The 15568-nt window shown below is 63.4% G+C and carries 18 protein-coding genes; 5 read left to right on the plus strand and 13 right to left on the minus strand.

Features of this window, described 5'->3' with window-relative positions; genetic code table 11:
* Positions 1 to 10: 10 nt before the first annotated feature.
* The 5 genes from phnK to phnG are packed head-to-tail and all read right to left on the minus strand — an operon-like array spanning position 11 to position 3831.
* Positions 11 to 781, minus strand: coding sequence for a phosphonate C-P lyase system protein PhnK (gene phnK, locus LDZ23_RS20225; protein WP_008354386.1), 771 nt, complete (start codon positions 779 to 781; stop codon positions 11 to 13).
* Positions 778 to 1632 carry an alpha-D-ribose 1-methylphosphonate 5-phosphate C-P-lyase PhnJ gene (locus LDZ23_RS20230; RefSeq protein WP_008354384.1) on the minus strand — a complete coding sequence of 285 codons (855 nt, stop codon included), beginning with the start codon at positions 1630 to 1632 and terminating at the stop codon, positions 778 to 780. Before LDZ23_RS20230 ends, phnK begins: the two co-directional genes overlap by 4 nt.
* Complete coding sequence (locus tag LDZ23_RS20235) at positions 1629 to 2729, minus strand: carbon-phosphorus lyase complex subunit (RefSeq protein ID WP_008354383.1); 1101 nt, start codon at positions 2727 to 2729, stop codon at positions 1629 to 1631. The genes LDZ23_RS20230 and LDZ23_RS20235 overlap by 4 nt, the downstream gene beginning before the upstream one ends.
* Positions 2729 to 3352 (minus strand): phosphonate C-P lyase system protein PhnH, encoded by a 624-nt coding sequence (gene phnH / locus LDZ23_RS20240; RefSeq protein ID WP_244808163.1) that lies wholly within the window; start codon positions 3350 to 3352, stop codon positions 2729 to 2731. The genes LDZ23_RS20235 and phnH overlap by 1 nt, the downstream gene beginning before the upstream one ends.
* Positions 3349 to 3831 (minus strand): phosphonate C-P lyase system protein PhnG, encoded by a 483-nt coding sequence (gene phnG / locus LDZ23_RS20245; protein WP_034473491.1) that lies wholly within the window; start codon positions 3829 to 3831, stop codon positions 3349 to 3351. Before phnG ends, phnH begins: the two co-directional genes overlap by 4 nt.
* A 163-nt stretch (positions 3832 to 3994) precedes the next feature.
* On the opposite strand from phnG, the gene phnF reads away from it, so the two are divergent.
* Genes phnF through phnN form a run of 3 tightly spaced genes read left to right on the plus strand, consistent with a single transcriptional unit; the run spans position 3995 to position 5999 of the window.
* Positions 3995 to 4753, plus strand: coding sequence for a phosphonate metabolism transcriptional regulator PhnF (gene phnF / locus LDZ23_RS20250; RefSeq protein WP_034473492.1), 759 nt, complete (start codon positions 3995 to 3997; stop codon positions 4751 to 4753).
* Positions 4750 to 5442, plus strand: a complete 693-nt coding sequence (locus LDZ23_RS20255) for a DUF1045 domain-containing protein (RefSeq protein ID WP_008354379.1) — start codon at positions 4750 to 4752, stop codon at positions 5440 to 5442. The genes phnF and LDZ23_RS20255 overlap by 4 nt, the downstream gene beginning before the upstream one ends.
* Complete coding sequence (phnN, locus tag LDZ23_RS20260; protein ID WP_008354378.1) at positions 5439 to 5999, plus strand: phosphonate metabolism protein/1,5-bisphosphokinase (PRPP-forming) PhnN; 561 nt, start codon at positions 5439 to 5441, stop codon at positions 5997 to 5999. The genes LDZ23_RS20255 and phnN overlap by 4 nt, the downstream gene beginning before the upstream one ends.
* Positions 6000 to 6051: 52 nt before the next feature.
* Here the strand turns inward: phnN and phnE are convergent, their stop codons facing one another.
* The 3 genes from phnE to phnC form a co-directional block, all read right to left on the minus strand.
* Positions 6052 to 6786, minus strand: coding sequence for a phosphonate ABC transporter, permease protein PhnE (gene phnE, locus LDZ23_RS20265; RefSeq protein ID WP_235366313.1), 735 nt, complete (start codon positions 6784 to 6786; stop codon positions 6052 to 6054).
* Positions 6787 to 6870: 84 nt separating this feature from the next.
* Entirely contained in the window at positions 6871 to 7833 is a 963-nt protein-coding gene (gene phnD, locus LDZ23_RS20270; RefSeq protein WP_008354376.1) for a phosphonate ABC transporter substrate-binding protein, read from the minus strand.
* On the minus strand, positions 7830 to 8666 hold the full coding sequence (gene phnC / locus LDZ23_RS20275) for a phosphonate ABC transporter ATP-binding protein (RefSeq protein ID WP_008354375.1): 837 nt from the start codon (positions 8664 to 8666) through the stop codon (positions 7830 to 7832). The genes phnD and phnC overlap by 4 nt, the downstream gene beginning before the upstream one ends.
* Positions 8667 to 8894: 228 nt before the next feature.
* Here phnC and LDZ23_RS20280 point away from each other — a divergent pair, with 228 nt between their 5' ends.
* The gene (locus tag LDZ23_RS20280; RefSeq protein ID WP_008354374.1) at positions 8895 to 10283 is read left to right on the plus strand and encodes a dihydrolipoyl dehydrogenase; all 1389 of its coding nucleotides are present in this window, start codon (positions 8895 to 8897) and stop codon (positions 10281 to 10283) included.
* A 278-nt stretch (positions 10284 to 10561) separates the two neighbouring features.
* Positions 10562 to 11305, plus strand: a complete 744-nt coding sequence (locus tag LDZ23_RS20285) for a Pr6Pr family membrane protein (protein ID WP_033536899.1) — start codon at positions 10562 to 10564, stop codon at positions 11303 to 11305.
* Here the strand turns inward: LDZ23_RS20285 and LDZ23_RS20290 are convergent.
* The 5 genes from LDZ23_RS20290 to LDZ23_RS20310 form a co-directional block, all read right to left on the minus strand.
* Positions 11302 to 12525: a YbfB/YjiJ family MFS transporter gene (locus LDZ23_RS20290; protein WP_008354371.1), complete on the minus strand. Its 1224-nt coding sequence runs from the start codon at positions 12523 to 12525 to the stop codon at positions 11302 to 11304. The genes LDZ23_RS20285 and LDZ23_RS20290 overlap by 4 nt on opposite strands.
* A gap of 69 nt (positions 12526 to 12594) precedes the next feature.
* Positions 12595 to 13209 carry a TetR/AcrR family transcriptional regulator gene (locus LDZ23_RS20295; RefSeq protein WP_008354370.1) on the minus strand — a complete coding sequence of 205 codons (615 nt, stop codon included), beginning with the start codon at positions 13207 to 13209 and terminating at the stop codon, positions 12595 to 12597.
* Positions 13210 to 13395: 186 nt separating this feature from the next.
* Positions 13396 to 13704 (minus strand): EthD family reductase, encoded by a 309-nt coding sequence (locus tag LDZ23_RS20300; protein WP_008354369.1) that lies wholly within the window; start codon positions 13702 to 13704, stop codon positions 13396 to 13398.
* Positions 13705 to 13757: 53 nt separating this feature from the next.
* Positions 13758 to 14690, minus strand: a complete 933-nt coding sequence (locus LDZ23_RS20305; protein WP_008354368.1) for an MBL fold metallo-hydrolase — start codon at positions 14688 to 14690, stop codon at positions 13758 to 13760.
* Positions 14687 to 15553: a quinoprotein dehydrogenase-associated SoxYZ-like carrier gene (locus tag LDZ23_RS20310; RefSeq protein WP_244808164.1), complete on the minus strand. Its 867-nt coding sequence runs from the start codon at positions 15551 to 15553 to the stop codon at positions 14687 to 14689. Before LDZ23_RS20310 ends, LDZ23_RS20305 begins: the two co-directional genes overlap by 4 nt.
* Between the last annotated feature and the right edge of the window lie 15 nt (positions 15554 to 15568).

Raw genomic sequence — 15568 nt, forward strand, 5'->3', positions numbered from 1 at the left:
CGGTCGAACCTCAAACAGGCAGCACGGACGCGACGAGCGTCTGCGTATAAGGATGTTGCGGATCGTCGAGCACCTGATCCGTCAGCCCGCTTTCGACGACGCGCCCGTCCTTCATCACCATCAGCCGATGCGCGAGCAGACGCGCAACGCCGATATCGTGCGTGACGATCACGGCCGCGAGATGCAGCTTGCTCGTGAGCGTGCGCAGCAAGTCGAGCAGACGCGCCTGCACCGATACGTCGAGGCCGGCGGTGGGTTCGTCCATGAACACGAGGCGCGGTCCCGTCACCAGATTACGCGCGATCTGCAGACGTTGTTGCATGCCGCCCGAAAATGCCGAAGGCAATTCGTCGATGCGCGCGGCATCGAGTTCGACACGGCTCATCCAGTCGGCGGCCGTCTCGCGCAGACGGCCATAGTGACGCGCGCCGATCGCCATCAGCGGCTCGCCGATGTTCGCGCCCGCCGATACGTTGCGACGCAATCCGTCGCGCGCGTTCTGATGCACGAAGCCCCATTCGGTGCGCGACAAAAGACGCTTGCGCGGCTCGGCGAGCGTCAGCAGATCGAGCGCTTCGCCTTCGCGCGTCGTGTAGGTGAGCGCACCGCCGTCGATGTCGCTGCGCAACGCGAGCGCATTCAGCAACGTCGATTTGCCCGATCCCGATTCGCCGACGATGCACAGCACTTCGCCCGGATGAACATCGAGATCGACATCGACGCACCCGCCGCGTCCTTCATAACGCTTCGTGAGGCGCGTCGCTTTCAGGAGTGCGTTCATCGCGTCACCTCTTCGTCGTCGCGACGGCTATGGCAGTAATCGCTGTCGGAGCAGACGAACATGCGCGTGCCCTGATCGTCGACGATCATCTCGTCGAGAAAGCTATCGCGCGAGCCGCACAGCGCGCACGCGTGCTCCCACTTCTGCACGGTGAACGGATGATCCTCGAAATCGAGGCTCTTCACTTTCGTATATGGCGGAATGGCGTAGATCCGCCGCTCGCGGCCCGCGCCGAAAAGCTGCAATGCGGGATTCATGTGCATCTTCGGATTGTCGAACTTCGGGATCGGCGAAGGCGACGTCAGATAGCGGCCGTTCACGAGCACCGGGTAATCGTAGGTCGTCGCGATGCTGCCGTGCTGCACGATATCCTCATAGTATTTGACGTTGATGAGGCCATAGTCCGCGAGCGCGTGCAGCTTCTTGCACTCGGTCACGCGCGGTTCGAGGCGGAACAGCGGCTCGGGCATCGGCACCTGATACACGATGATCTGCTTGTCCGTGAGCGGCGTCTCGGGAATGCGGTGACGCGTCTGCACGATGCTCGCATCGGCGGTGCGCGTGGTGGTCGCGACGCCCGCGGTGCGCGCGAAGAAGCGGCGAATGTTCACCGCGTTCGTCGTTTCGTCGGAGCCTTGATCGATGACCTTCAGCGTATCGCTTGCACCGATGATCGCGGACGTGACCTGCAGGCCGCCCGTGCCCCATCCATACGGCAGCGGCATTTCGCGCGATGCGAACGGCACCTGATAACCCGGCACCGCGACCGCCTTGAGCAACGCGCGGCGAATCATGCGCTTGGTCTGCTCGTCGAGGTACGCGAAGTTATAGCCTTCGGTGAGTGCGTTCATGCCGCATCCTCCTCGTTGTCGTCCGAACCGTGCGCGGCGCGCAAACGGCGCAGCAGTTCGAGCTCGGATTGAAAATCGACGTAGTGCGGCAACTTCAGATGCTGCACGAAACCGGATGCTTCCACGTTATCGCTGTGATACAGCACGAACTCGGGATCCTGCGTCGGTGAACCGACGGATTCGCCGAGTTCTTCGGCACGCAACGCGCGATCCACGAGCGCCATCGCCATCGCCTTGCGCTCGGAGTGGCCAAACGCGAGACCATAGCCTTGCGTGAACGTCGGCGGCACATCGCCGCTGCCCGCGAACTGATTGATCATCTGACATTCGGTGATGTCGATATCGCCGATCTCGACCGCAAAGCCCAGTTCATCGACCATCATTTCCACCGCGACTTCGCCATGACGGATCTCGCCCGCAAACGGATGGCTGTGCGCGTAGCCGCGCTGCGTCGCATAGCCGACCGCGAGCAGAAAGCCTTCGTCGCCGCGTGCGAGGTTCTGCAGGCGCGTCGAGCGATCGGCGGGAAACGACAGCGGTTCGCGCGAAAGATCGCCCGGCTCGGGCGCGTTCTCGTGCGCGCGTTCCTGCTCGATCAGGCCTTCCTTGTCCAGCATCGACAACACGCGCGGCATCGCGCTCGCGTCCGTCTCTTTCGCCGAGATAGTTGCATTCGCAACTTGTTGGCCTTCGGCGAGCAAAGTGAAATCGAGCAGGCGTTGCGTGTAGTCGTACGTGCCGCCCAGCATCTGTCCGCCGGGAATGTCCTTGAAGGCCGCCGAGATGCGGCGCTCGACACACATCGCTTCAGTATCGATCGGCAGCGTGTAGCCGAAACGCGGCAATGTCGTGCGATACGCACGCAGCAAAAAGATCGCTTCGACGAGATCGCCGGCTGCCTGCTTGATCGCGAGCGCGGCCAGGTCTTCATCGTAGACGGAGCCTTCCGTCATCACGCGCGCGACGGCAAGACGCATCTGCTCGCGAATCTGCGCGACGGACAACTCGGGGACGGAAACATCGCCGCGACGCTTCTTCGCGAGCACGTCCCACGAACGTTCGATGGCGCGTTCGCCACCTTTGACCGCGACGTACATCAGTTCACCTCCACTTGCGTCGTGCGCGGCAGGCCGACGAGCGCGCCGCCCGCGACGAAGTAGCAATCGATGCCGCAAGGAAAGAGCGCCGTGAGCGCCGCGCGCTGACGCCAGAACTTCCGTGACAGGCCCGCAATGGCGACGCTGCGCGATTGCGCGATGCCTGGACCGCTCCACACGAGCGGCTCACCTTCGGTCAGCGACGGCACATGGATAATGAGCGTCGCGGCATGCTCGGGAGATTCGGGTTCGCCGTGCGAGAAAGCATCGAGCGAAGGCATGTCGCGCGCATCGTCGATATAGACGAATGCGGCCTCGCGGCGATCGCGCGTCAAGCGCGCGCTCGCGTGAAAGCGCAGCGCATCGCCAAGCACGTTGTCTTCGCGCTCGATGAAAACCGGCGTCGAATAATCCGTCAGCGCGAGCAGCGACGCGAACGCCGCGAGCGGCACGCGCCCGGCGAGGCCATCGCGCATCGCATGGTTGTCCGGCAGCGCGGCATCGATCGCAACGATGCTGCCGGGCCGCGACAGCGCATCGAGCAATGCGCGGAACACGCGTTGCGCGTCGTGCACCGTGTCGTTGAAGCCAGGCACGAGCGTGGTCATGTCGATTCGCATCATTCGCCTCTCACCATCGTGAAGAATTCGACCTTCGTCGCGGCCGCTTCGGCTTCTTTGCGGCGTCGTTCATCTGCGATGCGCGCAGCCAGCGGCTCGATGAGTTGCGTCTGCAACTTGTCGGCGAAGCGCGGCATCTGCAGGAGCGCGTCCGCGAGCGCGGCGAGCGTCGCGCGTTCCTTGTCGCGCCCCATGTGCACGGCGACACCGACCGGCGCGCTGCCGTCATCGGCGATGAGACGAAGCGTGGCGCGCGTGACGGTCGTTTCGCCGAGGTTAAACGCATCGCCCGTGCCGCCGATGCGCCCGCGCACCATCGCAAGCCCGATATCCGGCGCGCGCAGCCACTCGTAGTCGGGCACCCGCGCGCCTTCGAGCGCCGCTTCGAGCGCATGTTGCAGCGCCTCGCGCGGCGTGCGGGCAAGCACCGCCATCCATTCGCGGCGGCCTCGCGTTGCGCGCGGCTCCATTGAAGTACTCATCGCATTCCCTTTGTCTGGAAGGATCGGATCATCGTCATGCTACTCGTTGTCTAGTCTAGTCGTCTAGACGTTTGGTCGTGTAGTGAGGCTTTCACATTTCCATCACGAGTTGCGCACTACAATCCGGGAGAACGATATTCAAACCGACAGGAATGACAGCGCAATGACATCCAACGAAAATGCGGCGCCTGGCGTTGCCGTGGAGCGCGGCGCGGGGGTCGCGGTCTGGCGGCAGATCGAGCAGATACTCGCCGCCGAGATTGCCGCGAAGAGCTTCGGCGACGAAGGACGCCTGCCGAGCGAGGCGGAACTCGCCAAGCGTTTCGACGTGAACCGTCATACGGTTCGCCGCGCGATGCTGCGGCTTGCCGCAACGGGTCTCGTGAGCGTCGAGCAGGGGCGCGGCACGTTCGTGCAGCCGGGCGCGATCGATTATCAGATCGGCCGGCGCACGCGCTTCACCGAGAATCTGCGCCGCCAGAAGCACACGTCGGCTGGCGTCGTGCTGAGTTCGGAGCGCGTGAAGGCCGATCCGACCGTATCGAAGGCGCTCGGCGTGCGCGCCGGCACGCTCGTCTATCAGATCGAAACGCGCCACGACTCCGACGGCATTCCGATGACGTATGCGCGCAACTGGTACCCGGCCGCGCGCTTCAACGATCTGCCCGCGGTCATCGAAGCGGCGGGCGGTGTCAGTGCCGCGCTGGAGACGTTCGGCGTAAAGGATTACATGCGCAAATGGAGCCGCATCGGCAGCGTGCTGCCTTCGTCGGACGTGGCGCGGCGCTTGCAGATCAATCGTCAGCAGCCGGTGTTGTGGGTCGAAAACGTCGATGTCGACGAGGACGGCGTGCCGATCAAATACGGCATCACGCATTTCGCGGCGGATCGCGTGCAATTGATGGTCGAGCACGATCGATGAGCGCCGCCGTTCATCCGCGCGTGGCGCTCTATTACGCGCCGCCTGCCGCTTCCGCATGGTGGCGCGAAGGTTGCGAATGGCTCGGCCGCGATCCCGAGAGCGGCCGCGAAACCGCGACGCCCGCGCATGCCGTGACGCACGCCCCGCGCCGTTACGGCTGGCACGCGACGCTCGTCGCGCCGTTTCATATGGCCCCGGGTGTCGAGCTCGCGGACGTGCTGGCATGTGCGCGTGCGTGGGCCAGTTCGACGCCGCGCTTCGGGATGCCGGTATGCCCCACGGAAATGGGCCGTTTCGTCGCGCTACGGCCCGCCGCGCCCGCCGACGACGCAACCCTTCGAGCATTGGCCGCGAGCGCACTGAAGGCGCTCTCCGCGTTGCGTACGATGCCATCGCGGGAAAGCATCGAGCGGCGCATCGTCGATGGCATGAGCGCACGGCAGATCGAATTGCTGCGCGAATGGGGTTATCCGTATGTCCTCGACGAATATCGCTTCCATATGACCCTTTCCGATTCCCTCGACGATGCGAACGCGCGCGCGTCGATCATGTCGGAATGGAAGGCGCGCATCGATACGCTCGGCCCGCTGCCGGTGCACGGCGCGGCGCTTTTCATCGAGCCGCGGCCGGACGCGCCGTTCACGCTGTGGCAGCGCCTGCCGTTCAACAACGCACGGGATGTGGCATGACCGAAGTGGATAGCACGAAACTGATCTACGTGATGGGACCGTCAGGCGCGGGCAAGGACTCGCTGCTCGGCTTCGCGCGCGAACGCATCGGCGCACAGGTGCTGTTCGCGCATCGCTACATCACGCGCGCGGTCGCGGACGGCGAGAACCATATCGCCCTTTCGCATGACGAATTCGCTTCGAGACTGTCATACGGCCTCTTCGCGATGCATTGGGAAAGCCTCGGGCTGCGGTATGGCATCGGCATCGAGCTGGATGCGTGGCTCGCGCGCGGCAGGCCAGTCGTCGTGAACGGCTCGCGCCAGCATGCGGAACTCGCGCTCGAACGTTATCCGCATGCGCGCTTCGTGCATATCGATGCAGCGCCGTCCGTGCTTGCCGCGCGCCTCGCGCGTCGTGGACGCGAAGACGCCCGGCAGATCGAAGCGCGTCTCGCGCGCCGTCCGGCCTTCGAACTGCCGTCGCACGCGCACGTCGTGAAGATCGACAACTCGGGCATGCTCGCAGACGCCGGCATGCAATTGCTCGCGCTGCTCGCGCGTACGAACCACGCCTGAAAACGACGCGAGCGCCTGATGAGGCGCTCGGCATCGATAGTTGCAAGCGCAATCAAATCACGCGTTCGCGCACCCACCCCGAAGCGAGATCGATCATCGACACGATCGCGATGACGATCAGCATCACCGCCGACGTCTGCGCATAGTTGAACGAGCGGATCGCTTCATACAGCACGACGCCGATACCGCCCGCGCCGACCATGCCGACGACCATCGCGGAGCGCACGTTCGACTCGAAGCGATACAGCGCGAACGAAATCCACAGCGGCAACACTTGCGGCAGCACGCCGTAGACGATTTCATCGAGACTGCTCGCGCCGGTCGCGCGCACGCCTTCGGCGGGCCGCGCATCGACGGCTTCGACCGCTTCGGCGAAGAGCTTCGCGAGCACGCCTGTTGTATGAACCCACAACGCGAGCACGCCGGCGAAAGGCCCGAGTCCGACCGCGACGATGAACAACATCGCGAAGACCATTTCGTTGATCGCGCGGCACGCGTCCATCAGGCGGCGCACGGGTTGCGAGATCCATACGGACGCGATGTTCTGCGCCGATAGCAGCCCGCATGGCACGGCGCAGACGAGCGCGAGCGCCGTGCCCCACACGGCGACCGCGAGCGTCACGATCATTTCATGCACGTACGTGCGCCATTCCGTGAAGTCGGGCGGAAAGAAGTCGCGCGCGAACTGGCTCATGTTGCCCGATGCGCCGAGCAGATCGAACGGGCGCATGTCCGCGCTCTGCCACGACAGGCCCAGCACGGCGATCAGGACGATCCAGCCGAACATCGATGTCCAGCTGCGCTTCGGTGCACTCGTCCGCACGGGCCGCACGATGCCGGCCTCGAACGTCGTTACGTCGAGCGGCTTCATTTACTTCGCCGCCGTCGTGTCGAGCGCGGCGATCTTCTGATCGAGCGCGGCAATCTGCGCCTTCTTGTCGGCGTCGTCGAGATGCGCGTCGTTCTGCACCTGCTGCTTCTTCTGGAAGAGCGCCATCTGACGAATCGGCACGAGTTGCGCGTTCGACGAATCGGCGAAGCCCGAATAGCCCGAGATCGCAGTCATCACCGCTTGTTCGCGCGGGTCCTTTTCCGCGTAGTGATCGAAGAAGTTGCGCAGCTTGTCCTTCGTCGCTTGCGGCAGATCGCGACGCCATACGAGCGGGTCCGACGGAATGAGCGGCGACTTCCACAACACGCGCACCTTCGGATACAGCTCGGGATGTTGCGTCTTGATGGTGTCGAGCATGTCGGTGTTGTTGGTCGCGACATCGATCTTGTCGTTGACGACCGCGAGCATGTTCGCCTCATGGCTCGACGGCAGCACGCTCTTGAACGACGACTTCGCGTTGATGCCGTTCTTCGCGAAGAGGTAATACGACGGCACGAGCGTGCCCGACGTCGAGTTCGGATCGCCGAAACCGAGATTGATTTCCTTCGTGTTCTTCAGCACCTGATCGAGCGATTTCCACTTGCTGTTCGCGTTCGTGATGAGCAGCGAGTAATAGCCCGCTTCGCCGTTCTTGTACTTCACCTTCGCGAAGACTTCGCCGTTCGAGCGATCGACCGCTTCGATCGCCGATGCATTGCCGAAGAAGCCGATCTGCACCTTGTTGAAGCGCATCGCTTCGATGATGCCCGCGTAGTCGGTCGCGAAGTAGGCCTTCACGTCGAGACCCGTCTGCTTGTTCAGATCGTCGATGAGCGGTTGCCAGCGTTGCTTGAGCGCGGCCGACGAATCCGTCGAGATGATGCCGAAGTTGATCGTCTCGGCAAGAACGGATTGCGTCAGCAGGCAAGACGCGAGCGCGGCGCCGGCCAGAAATTTTTTCATGATGCGATCCAGGAGTTGACGTTGAGTTGAAGTTCCGCGGCGTGCGTCCGCGCTACGTGATGCGCAAGCAGTTCGCTGGCGGACGATCCGTAGAGCTTGTGCAGCACCTCGGGCGTGAGACGCTCGCTCGCGCCATCGAAGACGACGCGGCCATCGCGCAACGCGATCGTGCGCGGGCAGTACTTCATCGCGACATCGATCTGATGCAGCGACACGACGACCGTCAGCTTGCGCTCGCGATTGAGCGTCTGCATGAGTTCCATGACGCGTCGCGCCGATTCGGGATCGAGCGATGCGATCGGTTCATCCGCGAGCACGATGCGCGCACGCTGCACGAGCGCGCGTGCCAGTGCCGCGCGCTGCTGCTGACCTCCCGACAGATTGCTCGCGCGTTCGAACGCGTGTTCGCCGATGCCCATCGCGATGAGCGAATCCATCGCGAGCGAGCGTTCGTCGCGCGGAAAGCGCCCGGACATACGACGCCACAACGACACGCGCGACAACGCGCCGATCAGCACGTTCGTCAGCACTGAAAGACGTCCGACGAGATTGAACTGCTGAAACACGAAGGCGACGTCGCGGCGTATCGAGCGCACTTCACGCACGATCCTGCCGTTCTGCTGGATCGGGCGGCCGAGCAACGTGACGTGCGACGGCGCGGGGTCGGATGCCGTGAAGCCTGCGATGTGCCGCAGAAGCGTCGACTTGCCCGATCCGGAAGCGCCGATGAGCGCGACCATCTCGCCCTCTTCCACGCGCAGATCGACGGAGTCGAGCGCCTTGCGGCCATTCCGGAACGTCTTGGTGAGACGCTCGATGCGAATTGCGTCCATAGCTTCCCTCGATGGGCGCGCTCACATGGCGCGCTGAAACGTTCGGGAGATTCTAGGAAGCGAACATGACGAGATAGTGACGCGCATGAGACGTCTAGATGAATACATCACTTCGATGCGTCGCGAGTTGAGACGATCGAGCAGAAAAGCGATACGAACGAGCATTCACGATTTGCGCGCCGCGCTTCATGATGATCCGCAACTGCATCAATCACTCGGGACTTCATCATGAACACGATCCATACGGATGTCGCCATCATCGGCGCGGGCAGCGCGGGACTTTCGGCGTATCGCGCGGCGAAGGCTGCGGGCGCTTCGGCGATTCTCATCGAAGGCGGCGCGCACGGCACGACGTGTGCGCGCGTCGGCTGTATGCCGTCGAAGCTTCTCATCGCAGCGGCCGATGCCGCGCATCACGCGGCGCACGCGGCGGCGTTCGGCGTGCATATCGATGGCGCGCTGCGCATCGACGGGCGCGAAGTGATGGCGCGCGTGAAGCGCGAGCGCGATCGTTTCGTCAGCTTCGTCGTCGCGGGCGTCGATGCGATGCCCGATGCGGACAAGCTCACCGGCTACGCGCGCTTCATCGACGATAACCTGCTGCAAGTGGGCGACGATACGAAGGTGCAGGCGAAGAGCATCGTCATCGCGACGGGGTCGAGTCCCGTTATGCCGTCGATGTATCGCGCGCTCGGCGATCGCGCCATCATCAACGACGATGTGTTCGCGTGGGACGATTTGCCGAAGCGCGTTGCGGTGATCGGCGCGGGCGTCATCGGCCTCGAACTCGGTCAGGCGCTGGCGCGGCTCGGCGTGCGTGTGTCGCTGCTGGGCGCGCGCGGGCGCGTCGGGCCTTTCACCGATCCCGATGTGCGAGCGTATGCCGGGCGTGTGTTCAGCGAAGCGTTTCGTTTCGAGCCGTTTGCGCAAGTGCAGGCCGCCGTGCGCGAAGGAGATGAAGTGCGTTTGCGCTATGTGTCAGATGCGGGCGAGTCGATCGAGGAAACCTTTGATTACGTGCTCGTCGCTGCCGGGCGCAAGCCGAATGTCGGCGGGCTGGCTTTGAGCAATACATCGCTTGCACTCGATGACGTTGGCTTGCCGGTCTACGATCCGCTCACGCTGCAGGCGGGCGCTCATCCGGTCTTCATCGCCGGCGATGCGAACGGCGTGCTGCCCTTGCTTCACGAAGCCGCCGACGAAGGCCGCGCGGCGGGCACGAATGCCGCGCGTTATCCGCATGTCGAAGCGGTCGAGCGTCGCGCGCCGATTGCAATTGCGTTCACCGATCCGGGCATTGCGATGGTCGGCTCGCGTCATGTCGACCTTAAGCCCGAGTCGTTCGTGACGGGCGAAGTGAGTTTCGAGGATCAAGGCCGCAGCCGCGTGATGCTCAGAAATCGCGGGTTGATGCATGTGTATGTCGATCGCGCGAGCCGCCGCTTCGTCGGGGCGGAATGGATTGGGCCGGATGCGGAACACATCGCGCATTTGCTGGCGTGGGCGTTGCAGATGAAGCTCACGGTCGATGAGATGCTGCGGATGCCGTTTTATCACCCGGTGGTCGAGGAAGGGTTGAGGACGGCGTTGAGGGATGCGGTTGTCAGGCTCGGGTGAGCGGGTCGCGGCGAGGCACTCCGTGCGTATCGATTGCGCCCCGCCGCACTTCAAAGCGAGACGAACGTTGTTGTGCGCATCCGGGAAATCCCCGCCACATCATGTCTGGATTTCCTCGAGGGCGAAGCACGGATACTTATAAGTCGAGTTTGCCGTGCACCAGAATCGGACGTGTCTCGAACGGGCGCCAGGCTGGATCTTTGGCCTTCCACGCTTCATGCGGTGACGGCTGACGCGATCGTCGGTACAGTCGCCTGGCGCGCACGTAAAATGGCGTCATGTCGAACACGTCCCGCCAACCTCTCCGGCAAGAACCCGAGTTGCCGCTTCACACGCCCAGCACCGCATCGCTCGCGCTGGCCGCCGCCATCGCGATGATCGCGTGGCTCGCGTTCGCGGCGCAGACGGACATCACCATCGCGCGTCTCGTCCATCGCGGCTTCACCGTCTTCGACGGCCTCGCGCGCATGAGCAGCTACCTGACGAACCTGACCGTATCGCTGACCGCGTTCTGCTTCACCTGCGTTGCAACACGCGCGCGATTCCCCCTGGCGCGCTTCTTCCGCAAACCGACCGTCGTCACGGCGGTCGTCGTATATATCGTGTTCGTCGGCATCGCTTATAACGCGTTGTTGCGCTATCTATGGACACCATCGGGCTATCGCGCGCTCGTCAACGAATCGCTGCATACCATCGTGCCCGCGCTCGCGGCCTTGTACTGGTATCTCTTCGTGCCGCGCTTTCACCTTTCATTGAAACGATGCGCGCTCTGGCTCGTCTATCCGCTGTCTTATCTTTGCATCACGCTGTGGCGCGGACGTCTCTCCGACTTTTATCCCTATCCGTTCATCAACGTCGCCGAGCTCGGCTATGAACGTGTCTTCATCAATGCCGCAATGCTGGTCGGTGCCTTCCTCGCGCTGATGAGCGTGTTTCTCGTCATCAATCATCGACGCGAGGACTTGAGCGTCGCAGACCCCGAAGTCGAAGCGGACGATTCGACTTCCGGCCACATCGATTAGCTCGCGGCGCGCTTGCGGTTCACGACGATATCCGCAATGAACGCAACGGCCAGCGCACACGCTCCGCACGCAAAAATCAGCGCGTAATCGTTATGCGTATGCGAGAACAGAAACGAGTAGCCATATCCGGCAAGCGCCTGACACAACGCGAACGCCGACGTCGCCCTGCTCCATGCCGCACGCTGCTCGGTATGATCGTGCGGCAGCAGTTCATGCACGCGCCCGAGCGCGAGGGGCACGATGCCGGTCGTCGAGATGCCGAGCGCCACCGTCGCGACACCGATCACATACGGATTCGCCGATAAAGCCAGCAACGCCACCGCACACGCCTGCACCAGCAGCGCAAAACGGTAAGCCATGCCGAAGCCGATGCGATCGCCCGCGTTGCCGCAGACGAGCGGCCCGAAGATCGCCGCGACGCCATACAGCACCCAATAGCTCGCGCCGACTTCGGCGCCTCGGCCATAGCCGCGCGCGATGCAATCGACGAGCAGGATCATCACGGGCACGAGGCCGAGCGCGTTCGCCGCATATTGCCCATACAGCAGGCGCAAACGCGTATTGCCGTGCGTGTTCGAATGCGTTGCCGCATCTTGCTTTGCGACGGCAGGAGGGTTCGACGCGGGCCATCCGAACCACGCAATTGCCGTCAATATCAGCGAAAACACGCCGAGCCCCATCCACGTATCGTGCAATCCGTGATGAAGGAGCTTCGGAATCAGCGTCCCCGATGCAGCGATGCCGAAGCCCAGTCCGACGAAGATCATCCCGCTCGCGAAGCCGCGACGCGCGGGCGGAACATGCGGCAGGATCGTCGTCGCGACGAGCACCATGATCGCGCCGCCCGACAAGCCCGAAAGGAACCGCCACGCGAAGAACCAGGCAATCGACAGCGGAAACGCGCAGGCGAAGAAGGCCACCGTCGCGATCGCCATGAGCAGCCGCAGCGCGTGACGATTCGTGAGCGCATGGGCGATCGCGCGGCCGAAGAGCGCGCCCGCGAAATAGCCCGCGAAGTTAGCGGCGCCGAGCGTCACCGCTTGGGAAGACGTGAACCAGTGCGCCTCGATCAGCGGCGGAATCAGCGGCGTGTAGGCGAAGCGCGCAAGGCCGATGGCGACGAGACTCGCGCAAAAGCCCGCGAGCATCGCGAAGAAAGTGCGGGCATCGAGCGCTGTGGGCTGATCGGCGCTGACGGCCGATACCGTTTGTTCCGACATGATGACGACTCCCCCGGCCGCAGCGCTTGCACGCGGACGGACAACGTGACGTGAATGGATACGAAGGCCTTAACGCTTGCCGACGCTGAGCCCGAGCGGCGGCAGCTTCAGCATCGCCAGCGTCGGCGCGACGGCGCCGATCAACAACGCGGGCTTCGGATCGACGCGCGCGAGCACGCGCACGCCGAGCAGCACCGCGAGCAGATTCGTGGCGGCGGCATCGGCCGGCATCACGCGCTCGATTTCGCCGCTCTTGAATCCGGCCTTCAGGCAGCGCTCGAAGAACGCGCGCATCAGCGACATCTCCTCCGCGATGAGCTCGCGAAACGCTTCGTCTTCCGGCGATGCGCCGAGCGCCGCATTGACGAGCATGCAGCCGCGCCGATGCTCGTCCGACACCGAACGCTCGACGACCTCGCGAAAGAACGCGCTGATCGCGCGATCGGGCGTCATCGTGGATTGGAGCCTGTTGATGCGCTCGCGCAAGGTGTGTTCGAGATAGTGATCGAGCGCGCGCAGAAAGAGCGCGCGCTTGTCGCCGAAAGCGTTATAGAGGCTCGGCTGTGTAAGGCCCGTGTACTGCACGAGGTCGCGTGTGGACGTGCCGTCGTAGCCGTGCGTCCAGAACGCTTCGGCAACGGCATGCAGCACGCTGTCCTCGTCGAAATTGCGCGGTCGCGCCATCATCCCGCTCCGTCGAATTGAAGGACGGACGTTTTATATCGTCCGATAGAAAACGTATTGTATCGATGGATATAAAACCGTGCAGCATCCCCATTCGGCGACGCGGGTCTTGCGTTCGGGGAAATAAGCTGAGGAAAGAGACGCGCTTCGGAGACGCGGTTGCATCTCCGAAGGCATGAAGGTCGGTCAGGCTTCTTTCGAATCGAACATCAGCAGATCGACGCCGGCTTGCGCGAAATTCGCGAGATCGCCGGCGGTCTTCTGGCCTTCGGGCGAGTCGAACGCGGCTTGGATCGCTTCCAGCGAATCGAACTGAAGCAGCGCGACGAGGTGATATGGCGATTCTCCCGATGCCGCCACGACTGGTCCCGCGCTGATCTCATAGCGCCGCAGCCCCGGCAGCGTCTTTGCCAGCGGCGCGTGAGTCGACGCATAGTAGTCGTCGAATGCCTGCGGGTCGGACGGATTTTTATATAGTGCTACGAGCTGGGCCATCGTTGTGTCTCCTGGTAGTTGTACGGCGTTGGAAGGAAGGTTGCGTCAACGCGCTACTGCTTTTCCAGTTGCAGATAGATGCGCTGCACGTTCTGCGGCTGCGCGATCGCATAGAGCTTGTCGTTCCTGAACGCGGGCACCTGTACGGTGTGCATCGCTTCGGTCAGTCCGACGCCGCTCGTGTAGGCTTGCTTCACCGCGGCTTCGAGCTCGCGCAGATACGTGCCGGTCCGCATGATGTCGTCGCCGCGCAAGGGCTTGCCGAAGCCGGGTACAACCGTCTTCAGGTCGAGCCCGCGCAGGTTCTCGAGCGCGGCGAGCCAGCCGGAAATCTGCTCGTTGCGCAGCTCGGGTATGCGTCCATTCGATACGAGCCCGCCCGCGAACAGCACGCCGGTTTGCGTGTCGAGCACGGCGAGATCGCCGGGCGTGCTGGCAGGACCGAAGTGCAGCAGTTGCAGCTTGCGTCCGCCGCTTTCGATCTCCGTCGTGCCGTTTACCGTCTGATCGGGAACGGTCACGCGCGAGCCGGCCATTTCATCTTCGCCGAGCGTCTTGCGCAGATTGGCGAGACAAATCGAACAGCGTTCGCGAATCAATTGCGCGGCGCGCGCGTGCGCGAGGATCGGCACGCCCTCGTCGCGAAACGCGGCCGCGCCGAACACGAACTCGGGCGCCTGATGCGTGATGATGACGAGCTTCACCGGCAACGGCGTGACCTTGCGGATCGCTTCGATCATCGCGCGGCCATAGCGATAAGACGAACCTGTGTCGATGACTGTCACGCCGTCCTGTCCGACGATGAAGCCGTTGTTCGCGACGATGCCGTGATTCGCGGGCGCGACGGCATCGTTGTCGCCGATGAACGCGTACACGCCCGGCGCAATGGCGACAGGTGCGGGCATGCCGCTCATCGCCGCATGCGTGAGCGTGCTGACAGCGAAGAGCAGCGTGAAGAACAGCGCTCGCAAGCGGCGCACCGTCATTTCATCGCCGATGTTTGCGCGCTGCCCGGTTGCGCCTTGACCGCCACGGCGCCGTCCCAATGCTTGTTCTTCGTATCCTCGATAAACGCCTTCAGTTCGCCGCTTCCGCTCGGCACGAAATAGAAGCGGAAATTCGGGTTCTCGCTAATCGAGAAGTTGACGTTCGCGGTCATCACCGGCTTATTCGCATAGGTGACCGACACTTTGCGAATGAAATAGGCCGACGCGTAGTTGCGCGTGACCTGGTTCATCGCCATGCCGGTTCGATTCGGATGACGCACCATCAGTTGCGCGAGTTCGGGCTTGCCCGCCACGGCCTGACCTTCGGCCTGAAGACGGACCTGTCCCGCTGTCCGCTCGGCCGCGTCTTCGTCCTTGTCGGCGGGTGCGGAACATCCGCCCGACGCCTTCACGAAACGAACGGCGCTATAGAGCTTGCCGTCGTTCGTCTCAGCAATCGCGCGCATGAACGTGTAGTCCTCCACGCGCACGCGCGTTTCGATCGTCGCGAGTCCCGATTCCGGCGTGAACTCGAACGATCCTGCATACCGCTCGGGATTTTCGTCGATGAAGAGATAGAGCTTCTTGATGTAACGCGCGGGCGATTGCGGAAACTGCGCGTTGATCGCGATCGGCACGACGGCGGCATCGGCTGCGCGCGCGGGGGCGTCGAGCTTGATGACCGCATCGCCGTGCGTGTCGATCGTGCGGCCCTTGAACGTCCCTTCCCTGAAGTCGATCCAGCGCGCCACCTTGTCGGGATCGTCGTCGGGCTGCGCCGCCTGCGCGGCATACGGCGAGAGCGCCGCGGCGGCGAGGCTCGCGACCGTCATCGCGCGAACGCCGGACCATGTTGTCTTCATGATGTCCCTCCAGTC

It is taken from the genome of Caballeronia zhejiangensis (genome assembly GCF_022879815.1).
GTDB lineage: Bacteria > Pseudomonadota > Gammaproteobacteria > Burkholderiales > Burkholderiaceae > Caballeronia > Caballeronia zhejiangensis.

Coding starts and splice junctions, on each gene's coding strand:
- phnE (WP_235366313.1), bottom strand. CDS start 6,786: ATGTTCGGCTGGATCGTCCTGATCGCCGTGCTGGGCCTGTCGTGGCAG.
- LDZ23_RS20295 (WP_008354370.1), bottom strand. CDS start 13,209: ATGGCGCGACCGCGCAATTTCGACGAGGACAGCGTGCTGCATGCCGTT.
- LDZ23_RS20305 (WP_008354368.1), bottom strand. CDS start 14,690: ATGACGGTGCGCCGCTTGCGAGCGCTGTTCTTCACGCTGCTCTTCGCT.
- LDZ23_RS20255 (WP_008354379.1), top strand. CDS start 4,750: ATGAGCGCCGCCGTTCATCCGCGCGTGGCGCTCTATTACGCGCCGCCT.
- phnC (WP_008354375.1), bottom strand. CDS start 8,666: ATGGACGCAATTCGCATCGAGCGTCTCACCAAGACGTTCCGGAATGGC.
- LDZ23_RS20280 (WP_008354374.1), top strand. CDS start 8,895: ATGAACACGATCCATACGGATGTCGCCATCATCGGCGCGGGCAGCGCG.
- LDZ23_RS20230 (WP_008354384.1), bottom strand. CDS start 1,632: ATGAACGCACTCACCGAAGGCTATAACTTCGCGTACCTCGACGAGCAG.
- phnK (WP_008354386.1), bottom strand. CDS start 781: ATGAACGCACTCCTGAAAGCGACGCGCCTCACGAAGCGTTATGAAGGA.
- phnH (WP_244808163.1), bottom strand. CDS start 3,352: ATGATGCGAATCGACATGACCACGCTCGTGCCTGGCTTCAACGACACG.
- LDZ23_RS20300 (WP_008354369.1), bottom strand. CDS start 13,704: ATGGCCCAGCTCGTAGCACTATATAAAAATCCGTCCGACCCGCAGGCA.
- phnF (WP_034473492.1), top strand. CDS start 3,995: ATGACATCCAACGAAAATGCGGCGCCTGGCGTTGCCGTGGAGCGCGGC.
- LDZ23_RS20310 (WP_244808164.1), bottom strand. CDS start 15,553: ATGAAGACAACATGGTCCGGCGTTCGCGCGATGACGGTCGCGAGCCTC.
- LDZ23_RS20290 (WP_008354371.1), bottom strand. CDS start 12,525: ATGTCGGAACAAACGGTATCGGCCGTCAGCGCCGATCAGCCCACAGCG.
- LDZ23_RS20285 (WP_033536899.1), top strand. CDS start 10,562: ATGTCGAACACGTCCCGCCAACCTCTCCGGCAAGAACCCGAGTTGCCG.
- phnN (WP_008354378.1), top strand. CDS start 5,439: ATGACCGAAGTGGATAGCACGAAACTGATCTACGTGATGGGACCGTCA.
- phnD (WP_008354376.1), bottom strand. CDS start 7,833: ATGAAAAAATTTCTGGCCGGCGCCGCGCTCGCGTCTTGCCTGCTGACG.
- LDZ23_RS20235 (WP_008354383.1), bottom strand. CDS start 2,729: ATGTACGTCGCGGTCAAAGGTGGCGAACGCGCCATCGAACGTTCGTGG.
- phnG (WP_034473491.1), bottom strand. CDS start 3,831: ATGAGTACTTCAATGGAGCCGCGCGCAACGCGAGGCCGCCGCGAATGG.